General features: G+C 66.8%; 18 protein-coding genes and 1 pseudogene. 9 read left to right on the forward strand and 10 right to left on the reverse strand.

Features of this window, described 5'->3' with window-relative positions:
* Positions 1 to 57: 57 nt before the first annotated feature.
* A complete protein-coding gene (locus ACWCPM_RS23995) occupies positions 58 to 612 on the reverse strand; it encodes an ATP-binding protein (protein WP_450978298.1) in 555 nt (184 codons plus the stop codon).
* A 200-nt stretch (positions 613 to 812) separates the two neighbouring features.
* On the opposite strand from ACWCPM_RS23995, the gene ACWCPM_RS24000 reads away from it, so the two are divergent.
* Together ACWCPM_RS24000 and ACWCPM_RS24005 are read left to right on the forward strand one after the other, a co-directional pair.
* Positions 813 to 1,049, forward strand: coding sequence for a DUF397 domain-containing protein (locus tag ACWCPM_RS24000; RefSeq protein WP_450978299.1), 237 nt, complete (start codon positions 813 to 815; stop codon positions 1,047 to 1,049).
* A gap of 88 nt (positions 1,050 to 1,137) precedes the next feature.
* Positions 1,138 to 2,055 (forward strand): helix-turn-helix domain-containing protein, encoded by a 918-nt coding sequence (locus ACWCPM_RS24005; protein WP_450978300.1) that lies wholly within the window; start codon positions 1,138 to 1,140, stop codon positions 2,053 to 2,055.
* A 33-nt stretch (positions 2,056 to 2,088) separates the two neighbouring features.
* Here the strand turns inward: ACWCPM_RS24005 and ACWCPM_RS24010 are convergent, their stop codons facing one another.
* From ACWCPM_RS24010 to ACWCPM_RS24025, 4 genes are all read right to left on the reverse strand, one after another.
* Entirely contained in the window at positions 2,089 to 2,907 is an 819-nt protein-coding gene (locus ACWCPM_RS24010) for an SAM-dependent methyltransferase (RefSeq protein WP_450978320.1), read from the reverse strand.
* A 90-nt stretch (positions 2,908 to 2,997) separates the two neighbouring features.
* Positions 2,998 to 3,420, reverse strand: a complete 423-nt coding sequence (locus ACWCPM_RS24015) for a hypothetical protein (RefSeq protein ID WP_450978301.1) — start codon at positions 3,418 to 3,420, stop codon at positions 2,998 to 3,000.
* A gap of 53 nt (positions 3,421 to 3,473) precedes the next feature.
* Positions 3,474 to 4,403, reverse strand: a complete 930-nt coding sequence (locus tag ACWCPM_RS24020; RefSeq protein WP_450978302.1) for a helix-turn-helix domain-containing protein — start codon at positions 4,401 to 4,403, stop codon at positions 3,474 to 3,476.
* Positions 4,404 to 4,676: 273 nt separating this feature from the next.
* Positions 4,677 to 4,934 carry a hypothetical protein gene (locus ACWCPM_RS24025; protein WP_450978303.1) on the reverse strand — a complete coding sequence of 86 codons (258 nt, stop codon included), beginning with the start codon at positions 4,932 to 4,934 and terminating at the stop codon, positions 4,677 to 4,679.
* 665 nt (positions 4,935 to 5,599) lie between these two features.
* Here ACWCPM_RS24025 and ACWCPM_RS24030 point away from each other — a divergent pair.
* Positions 5,600 to 9,445 carry a DUF4365 domain-containing protein gene (locus tag ACWCPM_RS24030; RefSeq protein WP_450978321.1) on the forward strand — a complete coding sequence of 1,282 codons (3,846 nt, stop codon included), beginning with the start codon at positions 5,600 to 5,602 and terminating at the stop codon, positions 9,443 to 9,445.
* A gap of 321 nt (positions 9,446 to 9,766) precedes the next feature.
* Here the strand turns inward: ACWCPM_RS24030 and ACWCPM_RS24035 are convergent.
* Positions 9,767 to 9,963, reverse strand: a pseudogene (locus ACWCPM_RS24035) (IS5/IS1182 family transposase); the annotation flags it as partial.
* A 352-nt stretch (positions 9,964 to 10,315) separates the two neighbouring features.
* Here ACWCPM_RS24035 and ACWCPM_RS24040 point away from each other — a divergent pair.
* Positions 10,316 to 10,783: a hypothetical protein gene (locus ACWCPM_RS24040; protein WP_450978304.1), complete on the forward strand. Its 468-nt coding sequence runs from the start codon at positions 10,316 to 10,318 to the stop codon at positions 10,781 to 10,783.
* Positions 10,784 to 10,845: 62 nt separating this feature from the next.
* Here ACWCPM_RS24040 and ACWCPM_RS24045 read toward each other — a convergent pair whose 3' ends face one another.
* Entirely contained in the window at positions 10,846 to 12,261 is a 1,416-nt protein-coding gene (locus tag ACWCPM_RS24045) for a NucA/NucB deoxyribonuclease domain-containing protein (protein WP_450978305.1), read from the reverse strand.
* 461 nt (positions 12,262 to 12,722) lie between these two features.
* Here ACWCPM_RS24045 and ACWCPM_RS24050 point away from each other — a divergent pair, with 461 nt between their 5' ends.
* On the forward strand, positions 12,723 to 13,391 hold the full coding sequence (locus ACWCPM_RS24050; protein WP_450978306.1) for an HNH endonuclease family protein: 669 nt from the start codon (positions 12,723 to 12,725) through the stop codon (positions 13,389 to 13,391).
* A gap of 199 nt (positions 13,392 to 13,590) precedes the next feature.
* Here ACWCPM_RS24050 and ACWCPM_RS24055 read toward each other — a convergent pair whose 3' ends face one another.
* Together ACWCPM_RS24055 and ACWCPM_RS24060 are read right to left on the reverse strand one after the other, a co-directional pair.
* Positions 13,591 to 13,818 (reverse strand): DUF6207 family protein, encoded by a 228-nt coding sequence (locus tag ACWCPM_RS24055; protein WP_450978307.1) that lies wholly within the window; start codon positions 13,816 to 13,818, stop codon positions 13,591 to 13,593.
* 242 nt (positions 13,819 to 14,060) lie between these two features.
* On the reverse strand, positions 14,061 to 14,456 hold the full coding sequence (locus ACWCPM_RS24060) for a VOC family protein (RefSeq protein ID WP_266360597.1): 396 nt from the start codon (positions 14,454 to 14,456) through the stop codon (positions 14,061 to 14,063).
* Between the two features lie 173 nt (positions 14,457 to 14,629).
* Between ACWCPM_RS24060 and ACWCPM_RS24065 the strand changes: the two genes are divergently transcribed.
* Positions 14,630 to 15,454, forward strand: a complete 825-nt coding sequence (locus ACWCPM_RS24065; RefSeq protein WP_450978308.1) for an HARBI1 family protein — start codon at positions 14,630 to 14,632, stop codon at positions 15,452 to 15,454.
* Positions 15,455 to 15,481: 27 nt separating this feature from the next.
* Here the strand turns inward: ACWCPM_RS24065 and ACWCPM_RS24070 are convergent, their stop codons facing one another.
* Positions 15,482 to 15,742, reverse strand: coding sequence for a transposase family protein (locus ACWCPM_RS24070; RefSeq protein WP_450978309.1), 261 nt, complete (start codon positions 15,740 to 15,742; stop codon positions 15,482 to 15,484).
* Positions 15,743 to 16,038: 296 nt separating this feature from the next.
* Between ACWCPM_RS24070 and ltrA the strand changes: the two genes are divergently transcribed.
* The 3 genes from ltrA to ACWCPM_RS24085 all read left to right on the forward strand — a co-directional run bounded on the left by ltrA (position 16,039) and on the right by ACWCPM_RS24085 (position 23,209).
* On the forward strand, positions 16,039 to 17,439 hold the full coding sequence (gene ltrA, locus ACWCPM_RS24075) for a group II intron reverse transcriptase/maturase (RefSeq protein ID WP_450978310.1): 1,401 nt from the start codon (positions 16,039 to 16,041) through the stop codon (positions 17,437 to 17,439).
* Between the two features lie 911 nt (positions 17,440 to 18,350).
* Positions 18,351 to 22,382 (forward strand): AAA domain-containing protein, encoded by a 4,032-nt coding sequence (locus tag ACWCPM_RS24080; protein ID WP_450978311.1) that lies wholly within the window; start codon positions 18,351 to 18,353, stop codon positions 22,380 to 22,382.
* Entirely contained in the window at positions 22,379 to 23,209 is an 831-nt protein-coding gene (locus ACWCPM_RS24085; RefSeq protein ID WP_450978312.1) for a hypothetical protein, read from the forward strand. The genes ACWCPM_RS24080 and ACWCPM_RS24085 overlap by 4 nt, the downstream gene beginning before the upstream one ends.
* Positions 23,210 to 23,224: the final 15 nt, after the last annotated feature.

Genomic DNA, 23,224 nt, shown 5'->3' on the forward strand with positions numbered 1-23,224 from the left:
CGTAGGCGGTAAGCACGATGTCGCTACAGCGTGGACGGGCTCGCCCCTTCCGCGCGCTTATGCGGCCGGCAGTGTCACGCGTGCCCAGACGGACTTCCCGCGCGCTTGGGAGTCAGTGGTCCATCCCCACGTGTGGCTGAGGGCATTCACGATGGGCAGTCCTAGGTGACCTTCGGCCATAGGCGAAGGAGCAGTGAGCCTGGGACGGAGTTGGCTGGGATCGCGCACGACGCACAGTAAGGTGCGCGGGCGCAGGGCGAGAGCCAGCCACACCCCAGTTTGGAGACTGTCCTCCGGCACCGTGTCAGGCCGGCCGTGGCGGACTGCGTTGGCGACGAGCTCGGAGGCGATCTGGACCGCGTCGTCGCAGATGCTGTGCAGATTCCAGCGACGTACGGTCTGCCGAGTGAACTGCCGCGCGATGTAGCAACAGTGGTCCGAGGCGACCGGGATCTTGCGGGCAGAAAAGGGCGTGCTGCCCAGCCCCGATCGGACGGCCAGGTTGGGCGTCGAGGCTAGGGGCTCACCGAGGAACAGCAGGCGCCGTCTTCGCTCATCGCGCGCGGCAGACGTGGACTGTGGCTGGATTGAATCCTTGCACCGTGGCGTCATCGTCCGTCCCCCGGAACTGGTGCCGTGCCGTGGCACGACGTGCCGTCGTGACCCGTCACTATTCCGGCCCGCTCCTCGTTCCTGCAAGCGCGGCTCTGCAATTGCAGAGCTCAGATATTCGCACAGACAGTCGTCCGGCTATCAGCACCGACGACATCGTTGGCTGATGTCGGGCACGACTCGGAGGGGCACGGTGAGGTATGCAGCGAGTGGAAAGCAGTGCCAGCACAGGCGTGATCGAAGCGGTGCGCTGGTGTAAGAGCCGCCGCAGTGGAGGGAGCGGAAACTGCGTGGAAGTGGCACGTCTTTCCGGAGGGGAGGTGGCGATTCGCAATTCCCGGTTCCCCGACGGGCCCGTCCTCGTCTACACGCGCGAAGAGATTGCGGCCTTCCTCGGGGGCGTCAAGGACGGCGAGTTCGACTTCACTCTCTCGTGACCGAGAGTTGAAGCATGGCCATCTGCTGACATGACCGAGTTCCGGCTGCCATACTCAGGCTTCTCAAGAGCCCAATTGGAGTGCCCGTATGGCAGCCGACCGTCAGGCGCCGTCGATCCTCGGATTCCCGCACCGCCCGGAATGGGGCCCTGCAGCACACCGCAAGGCGCTGGCCGGGCACCTGCGCCGCTGCCGTGACCATGCGGGGATCGCGCCCCGGCAGGCCGCCCGGTGCATCCACGCCTCCGAAGCAACGATCAGCCGGATGGAGAACGGACGGACGGCCTTCAAAAGCGCCGAGGTCGAAACGCTCCTCGATGCCTACGGGGTGAAAGATCCGCTGGAGCGTACCAGGATTGCCGACCTGGTCCGGGAAGCGGCGAAGCCGGAGGTGTGGCAGCCCTACGCCAATGCGGCGCCGCAGGGCCTGCGGCCGCTGCTGGCCGTGGAACCGGCTGCTCGTCGCATCATCTCCTACGAACCGCAACTCGTGCCGGGCTGGCTGCAGACCGAGGAGTATGCCGAGACCGTGATCCGCGCGGTCCATCCGACCAAGCCGGCTGGGGAGATCGCCGAACGCGTGGTCCTGAGGACGCAGCGCATCGAGATGTTTCGCCGCGCGGAATCCCCGCCGATTCTGCTGGCCGTGATGGACTCTGAGGTCTTCCGCCGCCAGGTCGGCACGCCGGGGGTGATGTACCGGCAGATCGAGCATCTGCTTGCGCTGCTGGAGGAACTGCCCTACCACCTCTATCTGCAGATCGCGCCGCTGACGGTGGGTGCCGCCGGGGCCATCGGGCACCCGGTTGTCCATATGCGGTTCTTCACCCCGGAGTACCTGCCCGACATGGTTTACCTCGAGCAGTACGAAGGTGCCCTGTACCGGGAGAAGCCCTCGGAGTCCGAGCGCTACCAGGCAATCCTGAACAACCTGTGCGGAGTGGCGAACCCCGCCGAGCAAACGCCGGCCCTGCTGGAGCAGGCGCTGGCCTTCTGGCGGCGGTGAATGCCTGGGAGTGGCCGCAAGTAGTGCACGGGCTCAGCGCGTGACGAAGCCCACCCCGCCGTACTCCTCCCACTCCCAACTGGGCTGAACAGGCACGTCGTTTGGGCGGGACCGCCATGCGGAGACCTCCACCAGACCCGGCTCGATCACATCCAAAGGCGCGCAGAAGCCGGCCACGTCCCGCCTCTCCCGCACCCGCCCCCAATGGCCCTGGGTCTGCTCGTCCATGAAGCGGCTGACGAAGTCACGCACATGGGCGGAATCACTGACGAGCTGGCACACCACCATCATGCTCCCGGCCGGCAGCCGGTCGGCGACCTGCGCTACCAGTTCCGCGGGCCGGTCGCTGTCGGGGATGCAGTGCAGTACCGACACGAACAGCGCTGCCACCGGCTCGTCGAAGTCGATGAGTCGACGCACCGGTTCGCTGGAGAAGATTTCGCCGGTCTCCCTCATGTCCGTTTGCAGCACGGCGGTGTTCTCATTGCTCGCCAGCAGCACGCCACCGATGGCACGGACGATGGGATCGTTGTCGACGTACACCACCCGGCTCGACGGATCTACTCGCTGGGCCACCTCGTGGACGTTGTCCTGCGTGGGCAGCCCTGAACCGTGGTCGATGAACTGCCGGATGCCGTACTCGGCCGCCAGGACGTGCACCACGCGCCGCAAGAACTCCCGGTTGTTGAGTGCGAGTTCGCGCATGCTGGGCACGTGTCTGAGCAGCTCATCGCAGGCCGCGCGGTCTGCCGGGTAGTTGTCCTGACCGCCCAGGAGACTGTCGTACATACGGGCCACGCTCGGAATCGTTACGTCCACCCCGTACGGCAAGCTCACGCGCGGTCCCTCCAGCCCCCGCACGCCCGGACAGCGTGCGCCATATGTCACGGAGTGTAGCTACACACTGCACAGGCAACGGGGCATCGAACGAAAAGTGCACCTCTAGGGGGACCGAGGTGGCAGACTGAGCAGGTCCACCAGACGTATTCCGAGAACCTCGGCAATACGCTCTCGGCTCAGGTGCATCTGCTCGTGCAGGAAGTGCGCATCCTTGTGCAGCGCTTGCTTCATCTGCCCGGCCGACGCCGCAGTCCCCCCGCACCCCACCGCACGGTCGACGTGGTCGTGCAGCATGCGCCAGGCGACGGCAGCGGGGTCAGCGCCTCCCAGGATCACTGTCCAGGACACTGCCAGTTCGGTGAACACCGCTGTGACGATCGGCTCTGCCTCTCCGCGCCGACCGATCCGCAATGCGGCGTACTGCAGGTATGGCTCGTAATGACGTTCGCGGAAGGCCGTAAAAGCCGCCAGAGCCGCGCGCGTGACCCGCGTCTGCGGTCTGCGGACGCATGCCTGCTGCCGCACGGGGACGACAGCAGGCGCGGACTCCCTGGAGCGGAAGGGCGGGCGGTGTCCGTTCACTGCTCCTCTTCCGGAACGGCGATGTGCGCCGTGCCCTCCGGAGTGCGAGGGTCGTCGCACATCAGAAAGGTGTAGTGCACTGCTTCCCACAACGGCTTGAAATCGAAGGGGCGTCCTCCGAGCGCGCACACAAGGGCGGAAAGTACCTCCCACTCGGGGACGTCAATGCCTGCCAGGACACGGCGAGCCGTGAGCGCGCTCACCGCCTTCGAGCTGAGACGCTCGATCCGCTCCGCGCTGGGCGACTTGGCAGCCAGGTAGAGTCCCCGCACAGCGGCATGCAACTGGCCGATGGCAGCAGCGACGGGTTGGCGGCCGTGCGCCGTCGTACCGTGCGCTGCCTCGAACAGCACGCGCAGCTCGGCCGGGTCGCAACCGAACAGGGTCGCCAGAGAACACGTCAGGTCCCAGGTAGGCAGACGGTCTCCCGACAGGACACGAGAGATGAACGACGGGGAGAGCATCGTGGAGTCGGCCACTTCCCGGATCGTCAGGCCGCTGGCCACCTGCAGCTGCGTCAGCGCAGACGCCAGCTGGTTTGCGGGGACCGCTTCAGTAACCGGATCGCCCACTGCCTCGTCCTGCGCATCGGCGATTCGGACCTGCTGAGGGCCACGCCACCGGGCAGGGGCGGCCCGCTTCTCATTGGCGTGAAGGTCCATCATCCGGGCCACCCTCTCGGGCCCCCACCGGGCCCGCGCAGTCTCTGGAGCGACGTGTGCGGCCCTGGCCACCGCTTCCCATTTCTCACCCCGGTGCCGGGCATCCTGCACCGCAGCCGCGGTGTAGATTTCCAGCTCCCTGCGGACCGCCTCGGCTCTCTCCAGGAGCGTGCCGAGTTCCTCCTGGCGCATCTCGCTGGCCTGCAACTGCTGCGCCAGCCGACGGACCTCGGCCGCTACCGCCCCGCCCAGAAGTCCCTGCACGGCCCCTGCCGGGGCCGTCCGCGCTTGCCGGCTGCGCTGAGCCCGTCGCCGGCAGGCAGGGCTGCAGTAGCGTCGACGCCGACCCGCTCCGTTGTGCTGCACGATCGGGTCATCACACACCGGACACTGCTCCGGCCGAGACGGATCAGTCCTCACGTTCTTATCCTTTTCCTCTGTCCCTCAAGACCCGGGCAACGTTCGCCCAGGAACCGATGTGCCAGCACCGGGTGGCCGGCGGCGACGTACGCCGACCGGCCACCCGGAGGGCCGGTGTCAGTCCAGTCGCGCCCAGAGGAACTCGATCCGCGACGTGCGGGCTGCTGCAGCCGCTACCGCGGTGAATGCCACGCACGCGGCCGCGGGCCATTGCTCGACGGACGGCAGGACAAAGGACAAAGCCAGCACCACGGCAGGGGCAAAGCTGGCCGTGACAGCGAAGGCACGCAGGCGTGCGTAATTCCGGTCGGCATTGCTACCGTCCAGACGCGTCCCGGACATCACGGTGCCCCGGACGACATTGCGGTCGGTCATCTTTCTCCTCTGAATTGACGGCTGATCAAAGTGCATGGGGTCCTGGTCTGTTGGTGCCATCCTCTGGGCCAGGGCCCCTACCTCGGCGTGACCTTAGCGCGCCCGCGGATTCCAGGGCCAACAGAGTGAGGCAATAACGGAAGATCTGGCCGCATCGATGTGCGAAAAGACTCCGGGAAGCACGACCCTGCTCTAATGCGCCCAGTCGACGTCGAATAGTGGCCATGCGTGAACGAAGTCGATCAATTCCGTCTGGACGCTTTCTGATACGCCGTACTCCGGCTCGTGAAAAATCAGATGGAGCTCACTCCGGCGCGCCCACGGGCGCGCGAGCGCCCCTCGCTTGATCCGCGCGCCGGGCCTGGAAGGCGCAGCCGCTGAGGATGCCCTGCCGCCGGAAAAGGATCACGAGCAGTTCGTCAAGGCCGATCACAGGCATGGCCCGGGGGCGAGGCCCTTCCTGGCCGACAGCGACAGCCGGGGCGCGTCGATGATGCCCCTGGACGCTGCCGCTGACGGGGCAGGGTGCCCGTGAGCCAGGCGCGAGCAGCCCAGGCCGACGCCTGAAGCTCCTGACTGTCAGTGGCAGCCCCTAGGCTCCGAACCGGAAGCACTACCAGTGCAGCCGCAGGCATGGTCAGGAGAGTGCGAGACCCTTGACGACAGTGCGCCCCACCCATCTCGTCGACCGGGCCGGCGTCACCATGGCCGGCTACCTCATCACAACTCGGCTGGGCTGGCTGTTCCGCGAGCAGGAGACCAGCGACGTCGGGATCGATGCGCACCTTGAGGTCGTATCCGGCGCCAGCATGAGCGCCCAATCCACCGGCGGCGCGACCGGACGCCTGCTGGCTGTGCAGATCAAGTCCGGGCAGAGCCAGTTCGCGGCCGCGGCTGACGGGGGATGGTGGTATCCCTGCGACGCCGACCACGCGGCGTACTGGACGAACCATTCCCTGCCGGTCACCCTGCTGCTGTTCGACCCGCGAAGCGAACGCGTCTACTGGCAGCACGTCAACGCCGACACCCTGGTGTCCACGGGTAGGAACTACAAGGTCTTTGTTCCCGCCGAGCAGCAGATCGACGAAGTCAACGCCGAGGCCCTCGCCCGCCCGGCTCGCCGACAGCAAGACACGGATCCCTTCAGTAACGCCACGGACCGTCTCCCCGGAAATGCCCGCACCCAGCTCCTGAAAAGCCATCAGGCCGGTCACGCCCACGCTCTGCCGCTAGCCGTGTTCCTCGCCGACGCTGATGACCCCAAAAACGCCGTCGGTGAACTACTCGCCGTCCCGCCCGCCTGGCTGAACGACCTCGACACCGAGCACGAAGAGGGCGCCTGGAAGTCCATCGCGGCCTACGCCAGCGACCATCAACTGGGCATGCTGGCCGTCAGAGCACTGGAGCGTGCCGCCGACGCTTCCCCCAGCGACCGGGGGCGGATCCTCGCCCTAGCAGCGTTCATGGCCACCACCCACAGTGCCGAGCACGCGCGCCAACTCGCGGATGCTGCCGTGGAAACAGACGGAAGCACCCTGCTCGTGGCAGCTGCCCGGGCCCTCCTGGATGCCGAAGGCCAACACCCTGCACATCTGCCCGACGCTATTCGGCGAGCACTGGCAACCGAGGAACCTGCCGCCACAAAAGACGTCAACATCCTGCGATTCGCGGCACACTGCCACTTCGCAGCCGACCGACACGACGAAGGCGAGGACCTACTCGAAAAGTCGCTGCGGCTGGACCCGGGCGAGCCGGCACTACAACTCGATCTCGCACAGTGCCTGTTGCGTCGCAGCGCAGTTGGCGCCCCGCGGCAAGCCTTCTTCGACACCGGCCGAGCACAACGCCTGGCCCAAGCCGCGCGCGCCGAATACCGTCGCTGGAGGGGCCCCAGCCACCACGCGGCCGCCATCCTCCTCGAAGCCCGGATGATAGCCGGTGACATCACCGCAGCCATCCATACTGTGATCGCAGAGCCCATAGGAGACGCGCAGGGACCGGAGACCTCCAGCCAGACACTCCTCATCGAAGCGGTACGTCTGGCTTACATGACGGGCCAGGCGGATCTCGCGACGACCCTTGCCGCCAGGCTTACCGGCGACGGTGAGAAACTCCAACTCCAGGCGTACGCATGCGAAGCGGACCCCACTGCAGATCGCGAAAGCTGCATCGCGGCGTGGGAAGCGGCGACGACGGGTGCCACCACCGACGATCAGCGCGCAACCGCCGCGTTCGCCCTCGCCAACCTCGGCGTCTGGCCGGTGCCCCACCTCGACCACCTCCGCGAACAAGGCGCCATCACGGAAGCCCTCTACCAGACACGCTGGGCCGCATCCGACGCCGCTCGCGGTGAGAGCGCCGCCGCGATCCGACGGCTACGTGAATGGGAAAGCAACAGCGTTGTCGCCGCGATGAAGCTCGTCGACCAGTACGAACGGCAGGACGAGTTGATGCTGGCTGCGGAAGCCGCCGAACGAGCCGGAAGACGCTTTGGCGAGACGTATCTCAGAGCACTCGCCGTCGACTTGTGGGACCGCTCCGGGCAGAGGGAACAGGCCCGCATTAGGGCTCTGACCCTGCTGGGCCGTCCATTCCTGCCGGCCGGCATGCGCGGGCAGCTGCGCCGCATGGTCGTCCAGTGGGCTTACGACCGCGCGGACTGGAGCGACATGGAAGACCATGCTCTAGTCGGACTGGCCGAACACCTCGGCATCGAACACGTCACCTCGGCAGAGGGCGCCGCTGGAACGGTTCCGCAAGCGGCGCTGCCGTTCGCCTGGGCGGCGATCCACGCCCAGCTCAGGAACCGAAATCTGGAAAGAGCGCGCGACACACTCGTCCGATTCGCTCCCCAAGTGCGCAACTCAGACGACGTCCGAGCTTGGCTCGCGCTTACTAGCTGGTCTGGTTGGACCGTCACTCTGGCGGCAACCGCGCTCGACCTGGCGGAGCGCTACCGGTCCGAGGACCTCGAGTTGTCCGGGGCTCTCCTGGGCGGCATACTCACCGCCACAGGCGAACCGCCACGGAACACGTCCGCCCCCACTGACACTGGCACAACCGAGGACCACGAGGCACCGCACTGCCTGGTACTTCCCGAACCTCTCGGGGAGCGACTGCGAAGCCTGCTGGCTGATCTGCCTCAGACCACTGCACTCACCTCAGTCCCCGGCGGCGCGCAGGGTCTCGTCCAGCTTGTCGAGAAGAGTCTCGGGCCCAACGAAGCGCTGGTGGAAGCCGCAGTCGACTCGGTGCGCGTCGGCGCGCTCACCACGGGCATGCTCGCGTGGGCCGTGCGGCGCCCCGTCGCCTTGGTGCTTCTCCAGCGTGCCGCGGGATTCTTCCCGGCGTGCAGCCTCAACGCTACACACATAACCGCCGAGATCGAAGCCGTGCGCCGCGCGCTGGAAGACACTGCCGTCCTCGACGTGAGCGTCCTGGCCCTCACCGCATTCCTGCCGGGCCGGCTCGACCAGATGCGAGCCGCCTTCGCTTCCACCCCTACCCCGATTGCCGTCTGCGACGACGTCATGAACACCCGCTACCTCCTGCACGAGACACTGCGTGCATCCGGCCTGCTCGGTGTATGGGGTGGCCGCGTCTTTCTGACCGAGTACACCGAACAGGACCGGCAGGAAGCCCGACGGCTGGCCGCCGCCCTCTCCCGTGTCATTCCGACCCTCCAGCCTGTCGACGTACCTGACCTCACCGAGATCCGCCATCGGCTGAGCCTGCCCAACGTCCCCCACGAGACGGACGCCGCCTGGCTCTCCGCAGCGCAGCACGCCTTGGACATCGGCGCCGCCCTATGGTGCGACGACGCGATCCTGCGCGACCTGCTCATCCAAGCGGGTATCCCGACCTTCGGCACCGTCGCTCTTCTCCACGTCCTCAGCGAACGCGGCTACTCTGAGTTCAACGATGAGCGTCTCGCCGATGACATCCGGACCCTGCTTGCCTCCCATGTGGTGGACCTGCCCGTCACTGGCGACCTCATTGCGGAGACAGCCGCTGAACACCAGTGGAAGCCGGCCCCCGCAGCGGTCATGTTCAGCAGACCAAACCTCTGGACCACCCAAGGGGCCGTACCCCTGTGGAGGGACATCGCCGAGAAGGTAGGGGACAGCGCCCCAGACGAACTCGGATCCTGGATTTGCTTCGCGGTCCAAGGAGTAACTGCACGGGTGCAGCCAGAGAGCATGCCCCAGGCGGTCATCGAACTGACCGCCGAAACCCTACTTGCCGCCGGAGTGGGCCCAGAGACGGCACAAACGCTGCAACCCGTCGCACTCAACGCACTTGTGGCGTGCAGCGAGGCAATGACCCGCCGCCACGCTCTTACCGGGCACCCCGTCCCGCAACTACACGTGCCAACCGCGGACGAGTTCGAAAGTCTCCTCCGCTCGGCTTTGACGCGCATACTGATCGTGCAGCGCAAGTTCACTCCGGTAGCAGCAACGGCCATCGTTGAGGCGGCCATGCCGCAGCCCTCGCTGCCGCCCACGCCCTGACCCGGGCCCCTTCGGGCTGTTCTGCCACGCCCTATGGTGCTCATGCCTCGACTGTAAGCGGCGCGTGACCTGCGCAGACGTGCTGGGGCGCGACGTAAGGCGGTGCCGCCCCCACGCTCTGCGGCCTGATCCCTCCCGTGGAAGGCCATGCCGTGACCCCGTACTCTGACCGCCGATCCAGCATGATCGTCGCGTTCACCGTCCACGTCCTCGGGCTCGGGTGGTGCTGCTCGTCGTCCTGGTCAACGCCTTGGCTGGCGAGGACTGCGGCGGCACCTGCCCGGCACCCGGGGCCACCGTGGACCCGGTGGTAGACGGTCGTGTGCCGATCCCGAAACCGGCCGCGAGCTGGGCATAGGGCTGGCCGTTGCGGAGGGGGCGAGGGCGAGCAGGGACTGCCGGCCCGCATTGAGGCGCCGCCACCGGGTGCCGAGAACACGGCGGTGCTCCCTCAAGCGGGCGGCGAGAAAGTGGAGGGCAGAGCTGGACACGTCGATGCCGGACGGGTTGACAAGCATGCGAAGCCTCTGGTGGAGACGGTTCTCTTGGTCGAAAACCCATCTGCCAGAGGCGTCAGCCGTTCATCGGGCCAACTGCCCGACCTGCGCACGAGGTTGGAAAGGGCCCGCTGGCTGAATAGATGCTGACAGGGACGCCCGACAGACATGTATCGGCGAGTGACCTGCGCGCACGAAGCTGCCGCCCGCGAAGCGTCCGCTTCGATGTTTGTGCGCCGATTCCTGCGTAGGCTCTTCGCCAACTTCTCATGTATCGCCTGGTCGTCTGCGGCTGATTCGCTGTGTTGTGTGCTTTTGCAGGTCGGGATCTAGCATCCTGGTGAAGGCACTGTCTTCAGTTGAAGGGGTTGTTGTGGCGCAGCTTGTCCGGCGGCAGCGCGTGAGCGCGTTCGTGGGGTACCACGCCTTTGGTCTGCAGGAGTCCGACGACGCGGAACTGCCCGTCCCCTTCCCCGACGACTTTCATCGCCGCGCTTTCCTCGGCACCCATCCAGGGCGTCTGGATATCACCAGCGGTGGGCACACCCACACCGCCACGGTCGACGTCGAGGTGTGGGACGGGGCGCCGCCCGCGAACGATCCGGGCGACTGGGACGAGCAGGCCGAAGCCGATTTTGAGTCGACGAGCGGGCAGGTCGCGGTGTGGTCGATGCACACGGGTCGGACGGACGAGGTCATCACGCTGGCTGACGCGGGTGGCTCCTGGCGCGTGCGCGTCGGCTGCGTCGGCCGGGCCGAGGCTGCGGCCCTTTCGGAGGGCGAAGGCACCGGTACGGGTGTGGAGCGCTATCTCATGCAGTTCTGGCCGGCCGACGCGTAGAACGCGGATGCGGCAGGGCGGGAGCGGTCCTTAGAGCCGCCCCCGCCGGGAGGGGCATCGGGTCAGGTGACGATCTTGACGGTGAAGCCGTCGTTCAATCCGTCGATGATGCGGTTCTTGGCGTAGTAGCTCTTCAGGATCAGACCGCCGGCCTGGTTGTCATCCCCCGGGATCGGCTTCGCGGAGAAGTTGAACTTCTTGGCCTCCGGGTCGTACTCCACTTCCGCGGCTCCTTCGTAGGTGCTGGCGAACGGGTACTCATCACATTCCTTCCCGCCGCTGGTGTAGTTCGGTCCCCAGTAGCGCTTGCACTGCTTGACCGCCGCTGCTCTGTTCTTCTTGTTGCGGGATTCGCTGACGGTCCGGTGCAGCGGTTCCTTGGCCGTCTGGCCGGGCACCTTCTTCGCGGACATGTACGGCTTGGTGTCCTGCGGAACCAGGAATGCCTGTCGGATGTGCTGGGCCTCTGCCCGTTCCTCCGCGCCCGGCTTGGCACTGAGGGCGAGCGGGGTTATGTAGCTGAACGTCGCAGCGCCCTTCCTGACCGGGTTCCCGCCTCCGGTGGAGTTGGCCAGGTACGAGGCCGCATCCCAGCGAGGGGCGAGCATGAACAGGTTGCCGCCGTTGCCGTTGAGATTCCAGGGCGCCGGCGCGGTGTACCTCACAGACGGCTCGTAGACGGCGAAGACGAGGTCAGCCGATCCCGTGCCCTGACCCGGCTTGGCAAGAACCGTCTGCTTGAAGGTGCCCTGCGCCCTCAGCTGAGCAAAGGTCCTCGCCCCTGCCGGCAGGTCGCCACCACGGGTGTAGCGCACGCCAGAAGGCCAGCTCTGCGGGGTGTTCCCTTTGGTCGTGATCGACAGGCCGTCGGCGGCGTTGCTGCCGCCCTTGAAGAAGTCGCTGAAGTGGTACGCATAGCTGATCGTGCGGCTGTTGAGCGCGACGGTGCCGATCACACGAACGTTGAACATGCTCTCGCCCACAGGGCGGTTGTTCCGAAACCAGGTCTGGACGAACGAAGCCCCATTGCACACCGCGAACCGTGACTTGACGAAGAACTTCTTGTCGGTGCCCAGACCTTTCGCGCACTCATCCAAGCTCATCTTCCTCGCCGGATCCGGAGCAGTTGCCCGGGGCCCCGCAGCCGCAGTTGCCCCCGCACGCTCTCCCAGCGACGCCGAAGGCGAGCCGGACGCTCGTGTCGACAGCGAAGCGTAGGAAGCGGCAGGGCCGACCGTCTCCTGCGCCAGCTGCGCCTCCGGCTCCGCAGCGGCGGCCAACTGCCGCAGCCGTTCCGTGCCGTTCCCGTTCTGCAGCTCTTCGAGCGACGGTTTCGCCGCCCCGAAGGGCAGCACATACGTCTCCACCCGTAGCCGGTCGGCATCTTCCGCAGCCGCTGCCGACGGAGCCGCCGTCAGCAGGGCTGCCGGCAGCATCACGGCCACGGCCTGCACCGCGCGGCGTCTGAACCACGTCACATCCATACGATCGAACCCCCGAGCTCATGCAGTGTCAGACCTCATATCTGACACCAGGTCGGGGAAAGTCTTATCGAACGAATTGTTCGATTATCCGGCGACCCGCCGGTCATGGCGTGATCGCAGCTCCACATTGACCGAGATCAGCGCCCTGCTGACCGCAGCTGAGGCAACTGCCCCTCCAGGCAGTGCCGTCAGCGGTCAGTCTGCGTTTGACGTCTCCATCCCCGGAGGCCTATCACCTGTGAGGCTCGCTCCGGTCTTCCCGCCCGGACAGCCGGAGAGTCACCGTGCGCAGCAGTGGCTTGCAAGACGCCACGGGACCGCCTCCCCTCACGTTGGGCTGGCCGTGGTCCGACTTTCCGCGCGCAGGAGTGAATCCTGCTGCGGTCGCCTGGCCAGGTGCGTGCTGTCCCGCTACGAAGATCACGACCAGTTCGGATCTTCCCGAAGGGACTGCCGTGCGCATCCTTGTCTCTCTCGCTGCCGCGACCGCTGCTGTCGCTGCCCTCGTCACGCCCGCCCACGCCGCTGGCCCGCTTGGTGAGCCGGGCGGCATGCTGGCCATGCCGCTGCACGATGCCGTCCAGGTCCTCCCGGTCGCGGAGGAGCAGCGGGCTGGGTACCAGCGGACCGCGTTCAGGCACTGGACCGATGCCGACCGGGACGGCTGTTCGACCCGGGCCGAGGTGCTGAAGGCGGAGGCGTTCATCGCGCCGGAGCAGGCGGCGGGCTGCAAGCTCAGCGGCGGTGAGTGGTTCTCCTCCTACGACAACGTCTACATCGGCGCCCCGGGCGGTCTGGATGTCGACCACCTGGTCCCACTCGCCGAAGCCTGGGACTCCGGCGCTTCCTCTTGGACGGCGAAGGAGCGCGAAGACTACGCCAACGACCTTGGTGACGACCGGTCCCTGATCGCGGTCAGCGCCCGCAGCAACCGCTCCAAGGCCGACCAGGACCCCGCCCAGTGGCTGCCCCCGCACGAGGCATACCACTGCCAGTACCTCACCGACTGGGTCGCCACCAAGATGCGCTGGCAACTCGCCGTCGACGACGCGGAGCGCGACACCCTCGCCCAGGGCACCGCCGACTGCCCGAACGTGCCGGTGAAGGTCACCTTCGCCCGGTAACCACACGCCCCTGGGCGGCGAACCCCACCGCCCGGACGGATCCAGGTGGTTGTCCTGGCCTTGCTGCGCCGCGATCAGCGCTTGGCCAGTACGGCCCGCTGGAGAAATAGTGTCCGGTTCCGCTGTCCGATGCTGGCAAGGCGAGTTGGCTGTCCCCATCGCCGCGCAGACCTGGATGCCAGCGCTTCAGGGGATGAGTTCAGATAGGCGGAGTTTCGGTGAGATCAAGTGGTTGGTGCAGGTCCAGGTAGCAGCGCAGCCGTACGCCGGGCTGCCCGGCATCCCGCGTCGTGTGTTCGGCTGTCGCGGTCGCCCACCGGGCGGCGATCGCCTGCTGAAAAGTCAGAGCGGTCTGGTCGTCGGCGGCTGCGATGTCCAAAACGATCAGACCCGGCCTGGCCAGATGCGTTGCGTTGAATGGCTCCACACCCTGGCAGACGACACGCCTGCCAGGAGGGTTCGCCACAACAGGGGGCGATCACGCAAATGAGTGCGATCCTGGTGATCGTATTGACCGCTCTGGTCAGGGCTCCGGGTGCGGCCGGCGACGGGGAAGGGGAAGGGGACCGGAGCCGGCACGCTTCCGGCCCCCTCGCCTTCCTACACTGAGGTCTTCTCGGCAACGTGATGGTTGCGGTGTGTGACGGGGTGCGGGTGCCCGCTCGCGGCCTAGTTCTGCGGTGCCAGGGTGCGTAGGACGTCGAACTCGTTGCCCTCGGGGTCTGCCATGACCACCCAGTTTCGGTCTGAGCCCTGGCCCACATCCGTCTTGGTGGCGCCGAGGCCGAGCAATCTGGTCACCTCGTCCTCGGTGCTGCCGTCGATCGGGCTGACGTCGAGGTGAAGCCGGTTCTTCACGGTCTTGCCCTCGGGCACCTGGATGAACAGCAGGGTGGGCGGCATCTGGCGGGCCCGAACATCCTCGACGGTCGGCACCCAGGAGCCGATCTCGACCTTGCCCTCGCTCCGGTCGATCACCTTGAAGTCCAGGACCTCGCACCAGAAGGCCGCGAGCCTCTCCGGATCGTGGCAGTCAACGGCCAACTCGGTGAACCTACTTGTCATGACTCTCCCAGATAGTGCGGACGGGGCTCAGAGTATGCCGCCCGTCCGACAGATCCGAGATCTTCCTGACTAGGGACATCAGACGGGCTTGACCCGGCATCAGATACGCGAGAAGCCCCTGGTAGGAACAGGTCTGCGAAGAACAGGTTCCGGGTACCGAGAGGCTTCACGCGTTGACCAGTATCACCTACACCGGCGTGCTCGATGTCAGCCGGGCCACTGCTGAGGCCCTCGCGAAGCTGCTGCTCGAACACCGCGAGCGTCTCGGGACCCGCAAGGGCACCCGCGCCCTGGGGCCGTTCAAACAGAGCGTGTTGATCCTGCGCTGGTTCCTGGACGGTACCCGGCTGACTCAACTCGCCCGCGACAACCGGATCTCCGTCCCGACGGCCTACCGCTACCTCCACGAAGGGCTGACCGTGCTCGCCGACCACGCCCCAGACCTGTCCACCGCACTGGAGCGCGCGGCCGCGGCCGGCCTTACACACCTCAACCTCGACGGCACCGTCATCCGTACCGATCGCGTCACCGCCCCCGGCCCGAACAAGGCCGACCTGTGGTGGTCGGGCAAGCACAAGCACCACGGCGGCAACGTCCAGGTCATTCCCGCACCCGACGGCTGGCCGCTCTGGGTCTCGCCGGTCCGGCCCGGCCGCGAGCACGACACCACCTGCGCCCGTGCCCACGGCCTGATCGCCGCCCTGAACCGGCTCGCCGACACCCTCGACATCCCCACCCTGACCGACCTCGGCTACCAGAACGCCGGGGCCGGCCTCCGCCACCCGGTCAAAAAACCCAAGGGCGGCGAACTCACCGACGACGCCAAGGCGTTCAACTCCGCCATCCGAGGCGTCCACGGCGTGGCCGAACGCGCCAACGCCCTGCTCAAGGTGACTTTCAAGGCTCTGCGCAGGGTCAGCCTCGACCCCAAGGCGATCACCCGGATCACCCGCGCCGCCCTCGTCCTGCTCCAGATGGAACACGGCCGCACCAGCTGAACGAAGATCACGAACTGTCACGAGACGTTACCGAGAAGGACTCAGTAGTGCGTGCGAGGCTCGCTGGCCCCACTCGGCGAGTTCGTCGATGCTCCTCGCTCCCGAGACGATCGCGCAGGCACACACCAGCAAGATCGCCGTGAGCGGGTACCACCGGCCTCGCCGCGAGCGCGGATCCGGCACCGCATCGAGGTAAGGACGCACGTCAGCGACCCGGTCGGCATCCAGCGGACCCAGCTTCGCAAGGACGGCGGGGATGGGAGAAGATACAGCGGCAGGCACGGGCACCTCATGATCAACGGGCGTAAGACACCACGATGATCACGAAGCCCGTGCCTGCACCGCTATCCACCCCAGCCGGTCACTACCCCAACTCTCCACACGATCAGGGAACTTGCAGCGGCCCTGGTGGAGGGCAGGCCCATCGCCGGCTGATGGCCGTCGGGCAGGACGGAGGCTCCGTAGTACTCCGAGGCCGGGAGAACCGGCCACATGGGGAAGGGGGCCAGCAAGTCGGCAGCAAGGAGACTGGAATGCCAGGAGGTCGTCGCCGGTGAATTCCGACGAGCTGGAAATGGGCCTTGATGAAGGCCGAACGCCGGGTACTGGAGATCCAGACCAAGCTGCACCGTTGGGCTGCTGATCATTCTCATCGCAGGTTCGACGACCTGATCAACCTCGTGGCCGATCCAGCCTTCCTGTTGGTGGCGTGGGATCGTGTCCGGGGAAACAAGGGTGCCCGCACGGCCGGAGTGGACGGGAAGACCGCCCGCTCCATCGAGGCCGGGCAGGGAGTCGAGACGTTTCTCGGCAGGCTGCGGGCTCAGATCAGAGACCGCAGCTTCCGGCCGGTTCCCGTGCGTGAGCCGATGATCCCCAAGGCGAACGGAAAGCTCCGTCGTCTTGGGATTCCGACCGTGGCGGACCGAGTGGTCCAGGCGTCCTTGAAACTGGTGCTGGAGCCGGTGTTCGAAGCGGATTTCCTCCCGTGTTCCTATGGGTTCCGCCCGAATCGCCGGGCTCATGACGCGATCGCCGAGACTCGCTATCTTGCCAGCCACGGATATGAGTGGGTGGTGGAGGGCGACATCACGGCGTGCTTCGACGAGATCTCGCACTCGGCTCTCATGGCGCGGGTGAGGAATCGAATCGGGGACAAGCGGGTGCTGTCTTTGGTGAAGGCGTTCTTGAAGTCCGGGATCCTGTCCCGGGACGGAGCCTTCATGGACACACGCACCGGGACCCCGCAGGGCGGGATCCTGTCGCCACTGCTGGCCAACATCGCGCTTTCGGTCCTGGACGAGCACATCGCCCAGGGGCTTGGAGGATCTGACAGCACCTCCGAGGATCGGCGCAGGAGACGGCGCCGGGGATTGCCCAATTACCGGCTGGTCCGGTATGCGGATGATTTCCTCGTGCTTATCTTCGGGCGCCGTGAGCACGCCGATGAATTACGCGACGAGGTCGCGGAGGCATTGAAGCCGATGGGCCTTCGCCTGTCGGCAGAGAAGACAAAGATCACGCACATTGACGAGGGCCTGGATTTTCTCGGATGGCGCATCCAGCGCCACCGGAAACTGGGTACTGACCGGCAGTACATCTACACATATCCGGCACGGAAGTCAGTGCGTTCCGTAACGGGCAAAGTGAAGGAACTGACCGGACGACAGAACGTCGGCTTGTCGCTGGATTCCCTGCTCCACCGGCTGAACTCGGTGTTACGGGGATGGTGCGCGTACTTCCGTCCTGGAGTGTCGAACGTCGCTTTCTGTTACCTCAGCCACTACGCGTGGATGAGGGTGACGCGATGGATCCGGCGCAAGCATCCCGGGATCACTTGGAAGCAGCTCCGTCGACGCTATTACGGCGGTGGCTGGTGGCCTGCCACGGAGGAAGCGGAACTGTTCAACCCGGCAAAGGTGAGCACGACCAGATACCGATACCGGGGAGCAATCATTCCCAGCCCGTGGCCCACTGCGGCATGAGGATCTGACCACCCCAACGGGGCTTGTGGAGAGCCCGGTGCCCGGAGACGGGCACGCCGGGTTCGGGAGGCGGCTCAGGGAAACCCACTGGTGGAGACACCGGCGGGGCGCCCCGAGTCGACCTCACCCATGCCACGCCACTGCTTCAAGCGGTTGAAGCACCGTTCCACGACGGTGCGGTGCTTTTAGCGGTCGTCCCGTTTGGCTTTCCAGGTGACGTCGTGGGCGTCTGAGACTGCCGTGGCCAGCAGGGTTACATGCCGCGCTCGGGTCCGTTCCAGGGTTCTGGCCGTTCGTCGGCGGTCATCGGAAGGCAGCACAGTTGTACCGGGCCGGGATAGAAGGCTGAGGTGTTGGGGCCGGCCATGTCTTCGCCCGACGGGGTAGCGACAGAGCCATTCGGCGAAGCTCATGTCGTACCGTGCCCAGCCGCCTTCGCCGTCTTCGACCAGGATCCCGGAAAACGTGGCGTCCGCAGCCATGAGGAACAGAGTCTCGCCTCGGTCGGTGCTGGCGATCGGCCACAGTCCGTTGCGGGTACCGAAGCTCAACTCCGTGAGTCCGAACAGCAGACGAGGGTCCTCGTCCGGGTCAAGGTCCCCCTGCGGAACTGGGTGCGATGTGCCGGGTTGGTGTCGGTGGGTGGGTGTCAGTGACGGCACGTCATCGCCGAGACGGCGGATAGCAGGGATACGGAACCCCACCTTCCGGGCGCTCCCCTTGCGCCGTCTGTGCTTCTTTCACGCCCCGGCCGCGCTCCAACCTCCTCTGTCTGAGGGTGCTCTGGGCTTCGTACGTTGACCTGTTCGCCTCACGTTGGGCGGGCTCCGGCGCGGGGTGCGGCCGGGTTCGAACAGCCGGTTCGGAAGGGATGACCCGTGGAAGCCGAGTCGCACGCTCGTCGGGAAAGGGTGGCCGCTGAGGCTCAGCAGTGGGCCGATGCTTTGGTCGACTTCGGGCCTTACAACACGCTGTTGCATTTCAAGGGCACCAAGACTGCGTCGCTGGATGTGACCGACGCCCATCCGCAAGCCCTGACCTCGCTCCTGGCCGGACGCAAAACCCGCCTGGGCAGCCTGTTTCCTGCAGCTGCCGACCACGGTCCTGCCTGCACTCGGGCACGGGGCCTGCGCCGCCGGATGGTGGAGCTGGATGAGGAGCAGGGCATCGAGGCCGGGCACCTGGCTCTCGGTCTGCTGCGCGTCGACCCGCCACCCACACGCGGCCACACCCCTGTGCCGGCGCTGCGCGCCCCGCTTCTGCTTCAGCCACTGACCATTCAGCCGCGCAACGCGTCCGAGAACGACTTCGTCCTTGAGGCGGCCGGCGAGGCGGAGATCAACCCTGTGCTGCTGTACGCGCTCAGCCGCCAGTACGGCATGGACGGCGATGTGGACGTGCTCGCCGACAAGGTGTCCACGGCACTGGAGGAGAGTGCGGACCCCGAGGACCACATCCGTCTCGCGTACGTGATCCTGGAAGCCGTTCTCGTGCGCAGCAACCTGACGGTTGAACTGGAACAGCGCATCGTGGCGGGCGTCTTCAGCTTCGACCGGCTCCCCATGGTCCAGGACCTGCGCACCGCCACCGATCTGCTCGCCGGCCACCCGGTCGTCGCCGCTCTGGCCGGTGACAGGGAAGCAAACCGTGCCCTGGCCCAGGACACCGGCTCTCGCGGCCCGGCCAGTGCCGACGACATCCCGCCCCGTTCGGAATACCTGGTCCTCGACGCGGATGCCTCCCAGCAGAAAGCCATCAGCGCCGCTCTGGCCGGCTCTCACCTGGTGATCGAAGGACCACCGGGAACGGGCAAGAGCCAGACCATCGCCAACCTGATCGCCTCCTTCTCGGCCCTGGGTAAACGCGTCCTCTTCGTCGCCGAGAAACGCGCCGCGATCGAAGCCGTCACCGACAGCCTCGCCACCGTCGACCTGGACGGCCTGGTCTTCGACCTCCACGGCATCAAGCTCAGCCGCCGCCAGATCGCCCAGCAACTGCATGACGCCCTGGAACGGGCCGGCCAGCAAGCCCCGCCACGCCCGGCCGGCCTGCACACCAGCCTTGCCCACTACCGCGAGGAGGCCCTGCGCCACGTACAGGAGTTCCACCAGCTGCTGGATCCCTGGCAGGTGAGCCCGTACCAGGCGATCACTCACCTGATGGGCTGCCCGCCCGCCCACCACACCCGCCTGCGTCTGCGCGGCCCCGCGCTGCGCCACCTTCACGGCGAGCACCACCGCCAGACCGAGCAGGACCTGCGGACTTTCGTCGCCAAAAAGGGACTGACAGTCCGCCGCGGCGAGTCCCCCTGGTCCCACACACAGGCCCGCACCGAGGACGAACTGCGCACAGTGGTGGCCGGCCTCGACCAGCTCACCGGCACGGCACTGAGTGATACCCGCAAGGCGCTGCAGAACCTTGTGGACACCGCAGGCCTGCGCCGGGCCGACGACCTCCAGGGGTGGCAGGCCCTGCTCACCCTGCTGCAGGACGTCACCGGGACACTGACCCGCTTCGAAGCAGCCGTCTTCGCGCCGGGACTGGACGATCTCATCGCCGCCACCGCGAGCCGCGCCTGGCGCAAAGAGCACGACCGGAACATCGGCTGGTGGAACCGTCGCAAACAGGTGAACAAGGCGCGCGGTCTTGCCAAGGACGGCCTACGGGAACGCCCAGCGCTGCACGCCGCTCTCCTGCGGGCAGCCGACCAGAACACCCGCTGGCAGTCGCTGTCCGTGACAAGCGGCACGAACCCCTGGACCGTCCCCGGACTCACCCGCACCCTGGCCGTCTACACCGACCTGCGCAACCGTCTGGCTGCGATAGCCCTGTGCGTGCGCTGGAACGGATGGGAGAGCGCACCCGCCGACGAGGTAGACAAAACCATTCAGCGTCTCGACGGCGACCGGGACACCTTGCTGCGCATGCCCGAACTCAACCAGTTGACCGACCGGCTTGAGGCCGCCGAACTCGGCGGCCTCCTCGACGAGCTGGCCGAGACCGATGCCGACCCCGACACCGCCGTGGCCACCTTCCACTACCTGTGGTGGTCGTCGGTGCTGGAGGAAGCCCGCATGCGCTCTCCCTACCTTCGCTCCTTCACCCGTCTCGAACACGACCACGACGTCGAGCAGTTCCGCCGCAACGACCTCAACCACCGCGACAGCAACCCCGCACGGGTCCGCTACGAGGTCGCCACCCGCCTCAGGCAAGTCCGCGACACCCACCCCGACCAGAACACCCTGGTGCGCACCCAGGCCCGCCGCAAATCCCGGCACCTCCCGCTGCGCAAGCTCGTCGACAAAGCCCCCGACGTCCTGCTGGCCGCCAAGCCCTGCTGGGCCATGTCCCCCCTCGTCGTCAGCAGAGTCCTGCCCGCTACACGCCTGTTCGACGTCGTCATCTTCGACGAGGCCAGCCAGGTCATGCCACACGACGCGATCACCTCCATCATGCGCGCACGACAGGTCATCGTCGCCGGAGACCCCCACCAACTGCCCCCCACGACCTTCTTCCAGCGCGTACTGAGCGGCACGCAAGACCACACCGACGACGACTTCAACGACGACGCGCCGCCAGCCGCCTACGAGTCACTGCTGGACATGCTCTGCAGCCGACTGCCCCACGTCCACACCCTGAAATGGCACTACCGCAGCCGCGACGAACGCCTCATCGCCTTCTCCAACCACACCATCTACGACGACCGGCTCGTCACCTTCCCCGGCACCACCCTCACCAGCCCCATCCGCCTGGAGACGGTCACCGGCCACGCCCAACCCGGCCAGAGCGGCTCCGTCCCCGAAGAAGTCGAACGCGCCGTCGAACTGGCCCTCGACCACGCCACCCACACCCCCCACCTCAGCCTCGGCGTCATCACCATGGGCCAGCGCCACGCCGACCGCATCACCCTCGCCCTGCGCCACGCCCTCCAAGACCGCCCCGAGCTGCAAGAGTTCTTCAGCCCCGACGCCGGACCACGACGCCGCTTCTTCACCAAAAACCTCGAACAAGTACAAGGCGACGAACGCGACGCCATCATCCTCAGCATCGGCTACGGCAAAGCAGCCACCGGCCGGCTCTCCATGTCCTTCGGCCCGCTCAACAACGAGGGCGGAGAGCGCCGCCTGAACGTCGCCATCACCCGCGCCCGCCACACCATGACAGTCGTCAGCTCCTTCACCCACCACGACTTCGACCCCACCAAACTCAAAAGCACCCGCAACCGCGGACCCGAACTGCTACGCGCCTTCCTCGAGTACTGCTCGCACGGAGGAGACCTCCACCGCACCGGAACACCACGCACCGACTGGAATCTCAACGGCCTCGAACAGCAGGTCCTCGCCACCCTCGAAGCCTCCAACGTCCCCGTCACACCACAGTGGGGCGTGTCCGGCTACCGCATCGACTTCGCCCTCGGCCACCCCGACCGCCCCGGCCAGATGATCCTCGCCGTAGAAGCCGACGGCGAGCGCTACCACAGCGCGCCCAGCGCCCGAGACCGCGACCGTCTGCGCCAGGCACACCTGGAACGACTCGGCTGGCGCTTCCACCGCCTCTGGGCCGCCGACTGGTTCGCCCACCCCCACACCGAACTCGACCGCCTCCTCGCCACCTGGCGCGACGCCATACGACAAGCCGACGAAACCCCAGCCACCCCCGTCGGCACGCCCGCCCCGCCGGCAACCCCGCCACCGGCACACGCCACACGCCGCCCACGCCCCGCCCTGCCGGCAGCGGACCGCATCGGCGACTACTCCGACACCCACCTGCTGTCCCTGACGTCCTGGCTGCTGAGCGACGGATTCCAACTCGACCGAGACACCCGCATCACCCAGGCAATGACCGAACTGGGCTTCAAAAAACGCGGCCGCATCATCGTCGAACGCCTCACCCGCGCCTTCGAACACGCCCAGCACACCGCAGACAAGGAGACCCCGCAGTGAAACCCTTCGACCCCCTCACCCTCGAACGCGTCGCCCGCCTCATTGTCGACATCGACGGCCCCTTCGAACGCCGCGGCTACCAGCTCACCCAGCTCCTCCAACGCGCCAACTGGCCCCAGTCCGCCGAGTACGACGGCTCACCCCGCATCCCCTGGCTCACCGACATCCTCACCAGCACCGACGACCCTGCCGCCGTCAGCCGACTGCTGTGCCGCCTCTGCGACCCGCTCGAATACGACGACGGCCTCGCCTCCGCCGACCTCGTCCGCACCGCACTCAACACCCATCTCGCCGCCGAACAGCTCACCATCACCTACGTCTCCGGACGCCCCGTCCTGGGCCAACCCGGCACCGACGGCCACACCACCGTCTTCACCGTCCCCGACGACCTCGAAGCCCGCATACGCCCCCTCGTCAGCAGCGAAGCCTTCCTCCAGCAGCTCATGGAACGCGTCACCGAAACCCAGATCTGCGAACAGCACGGCGCCTACGGCCTCACCCTCATCGGCATCGGCAGCTTCGCCGAAGCACTGCTCCTGGACGTCCTCACCCACCGCGACCCCACCCTCCTGCAGGGCTTCGCCCTGCCCAACGGCAAACGCGTGCCACCCGAACGAACCAGCTTCTCCCTGCTCCTCGACACCGCCCGCTCCCGCGGCTGGATCCAGATGGACGCCCACGACTTCATGAAAATCGTCCGCGACTACCGCAACTTCGTCCACCTACGCCAGCAACAGGAACGAGGCGTCACACCCGACCACGACACCGTCGGCATGTGCTGGGGCCCGGTCCTCGCCGTCCTCAACGACCTCGAGACAAGCCGCTAGCGGTTCTACAGCGCT

This window comes from Streptomyces sp. NPDC002309 (genome assembly GCF_053593375.1).

Bases quoted from the DNA above. Each gene is read 5' to 3' on its own strand.
- ACWCPM_RS23995 (WP_450978298.1), bottom strand. From the start codon at position 612: ATGACGCCACGGTGCAAGGATTCAATCCAGCCACAGTCCACGTCTGCC.
- ACWCPM_RS24000 (WP_450978299.1), top strand. From the start codon at position 813: ATGCAGCGAGTGGAAAGCAGTGCCAGCACAGGCGTGATCGAAGCGGTG.
- ACWCPM_RS24005 (WP_450978300.1), top strand. From the start codon at position 1,138: ATGGCAGCCGACCGTCAGGCGCCGTCGATCCTCGGATTCCCGCACCGC.
- ACWCPM_RS24025 (WP_450978303.1), bottom strand. From the start codon at position 4,934: ATGACCGACCGCAATGTCGTCCGGGGCACCGTGATGTCCGGGACGCGT.
- ACWCPM_RS24060 (WP_266360597.1), bottom strand. From the start codon at position 14,456: ATGACAAGTAGGTTCACCGAGTTGGCCGTTGACTGCCACGATCCGGAG.
- ltrA (WP_450978310.1), top strand. From the start codon at position 16,039: ATGAAGGCCGAACGCCGGGTACTGGAGATCCAGACCAAGCTGCACCGT.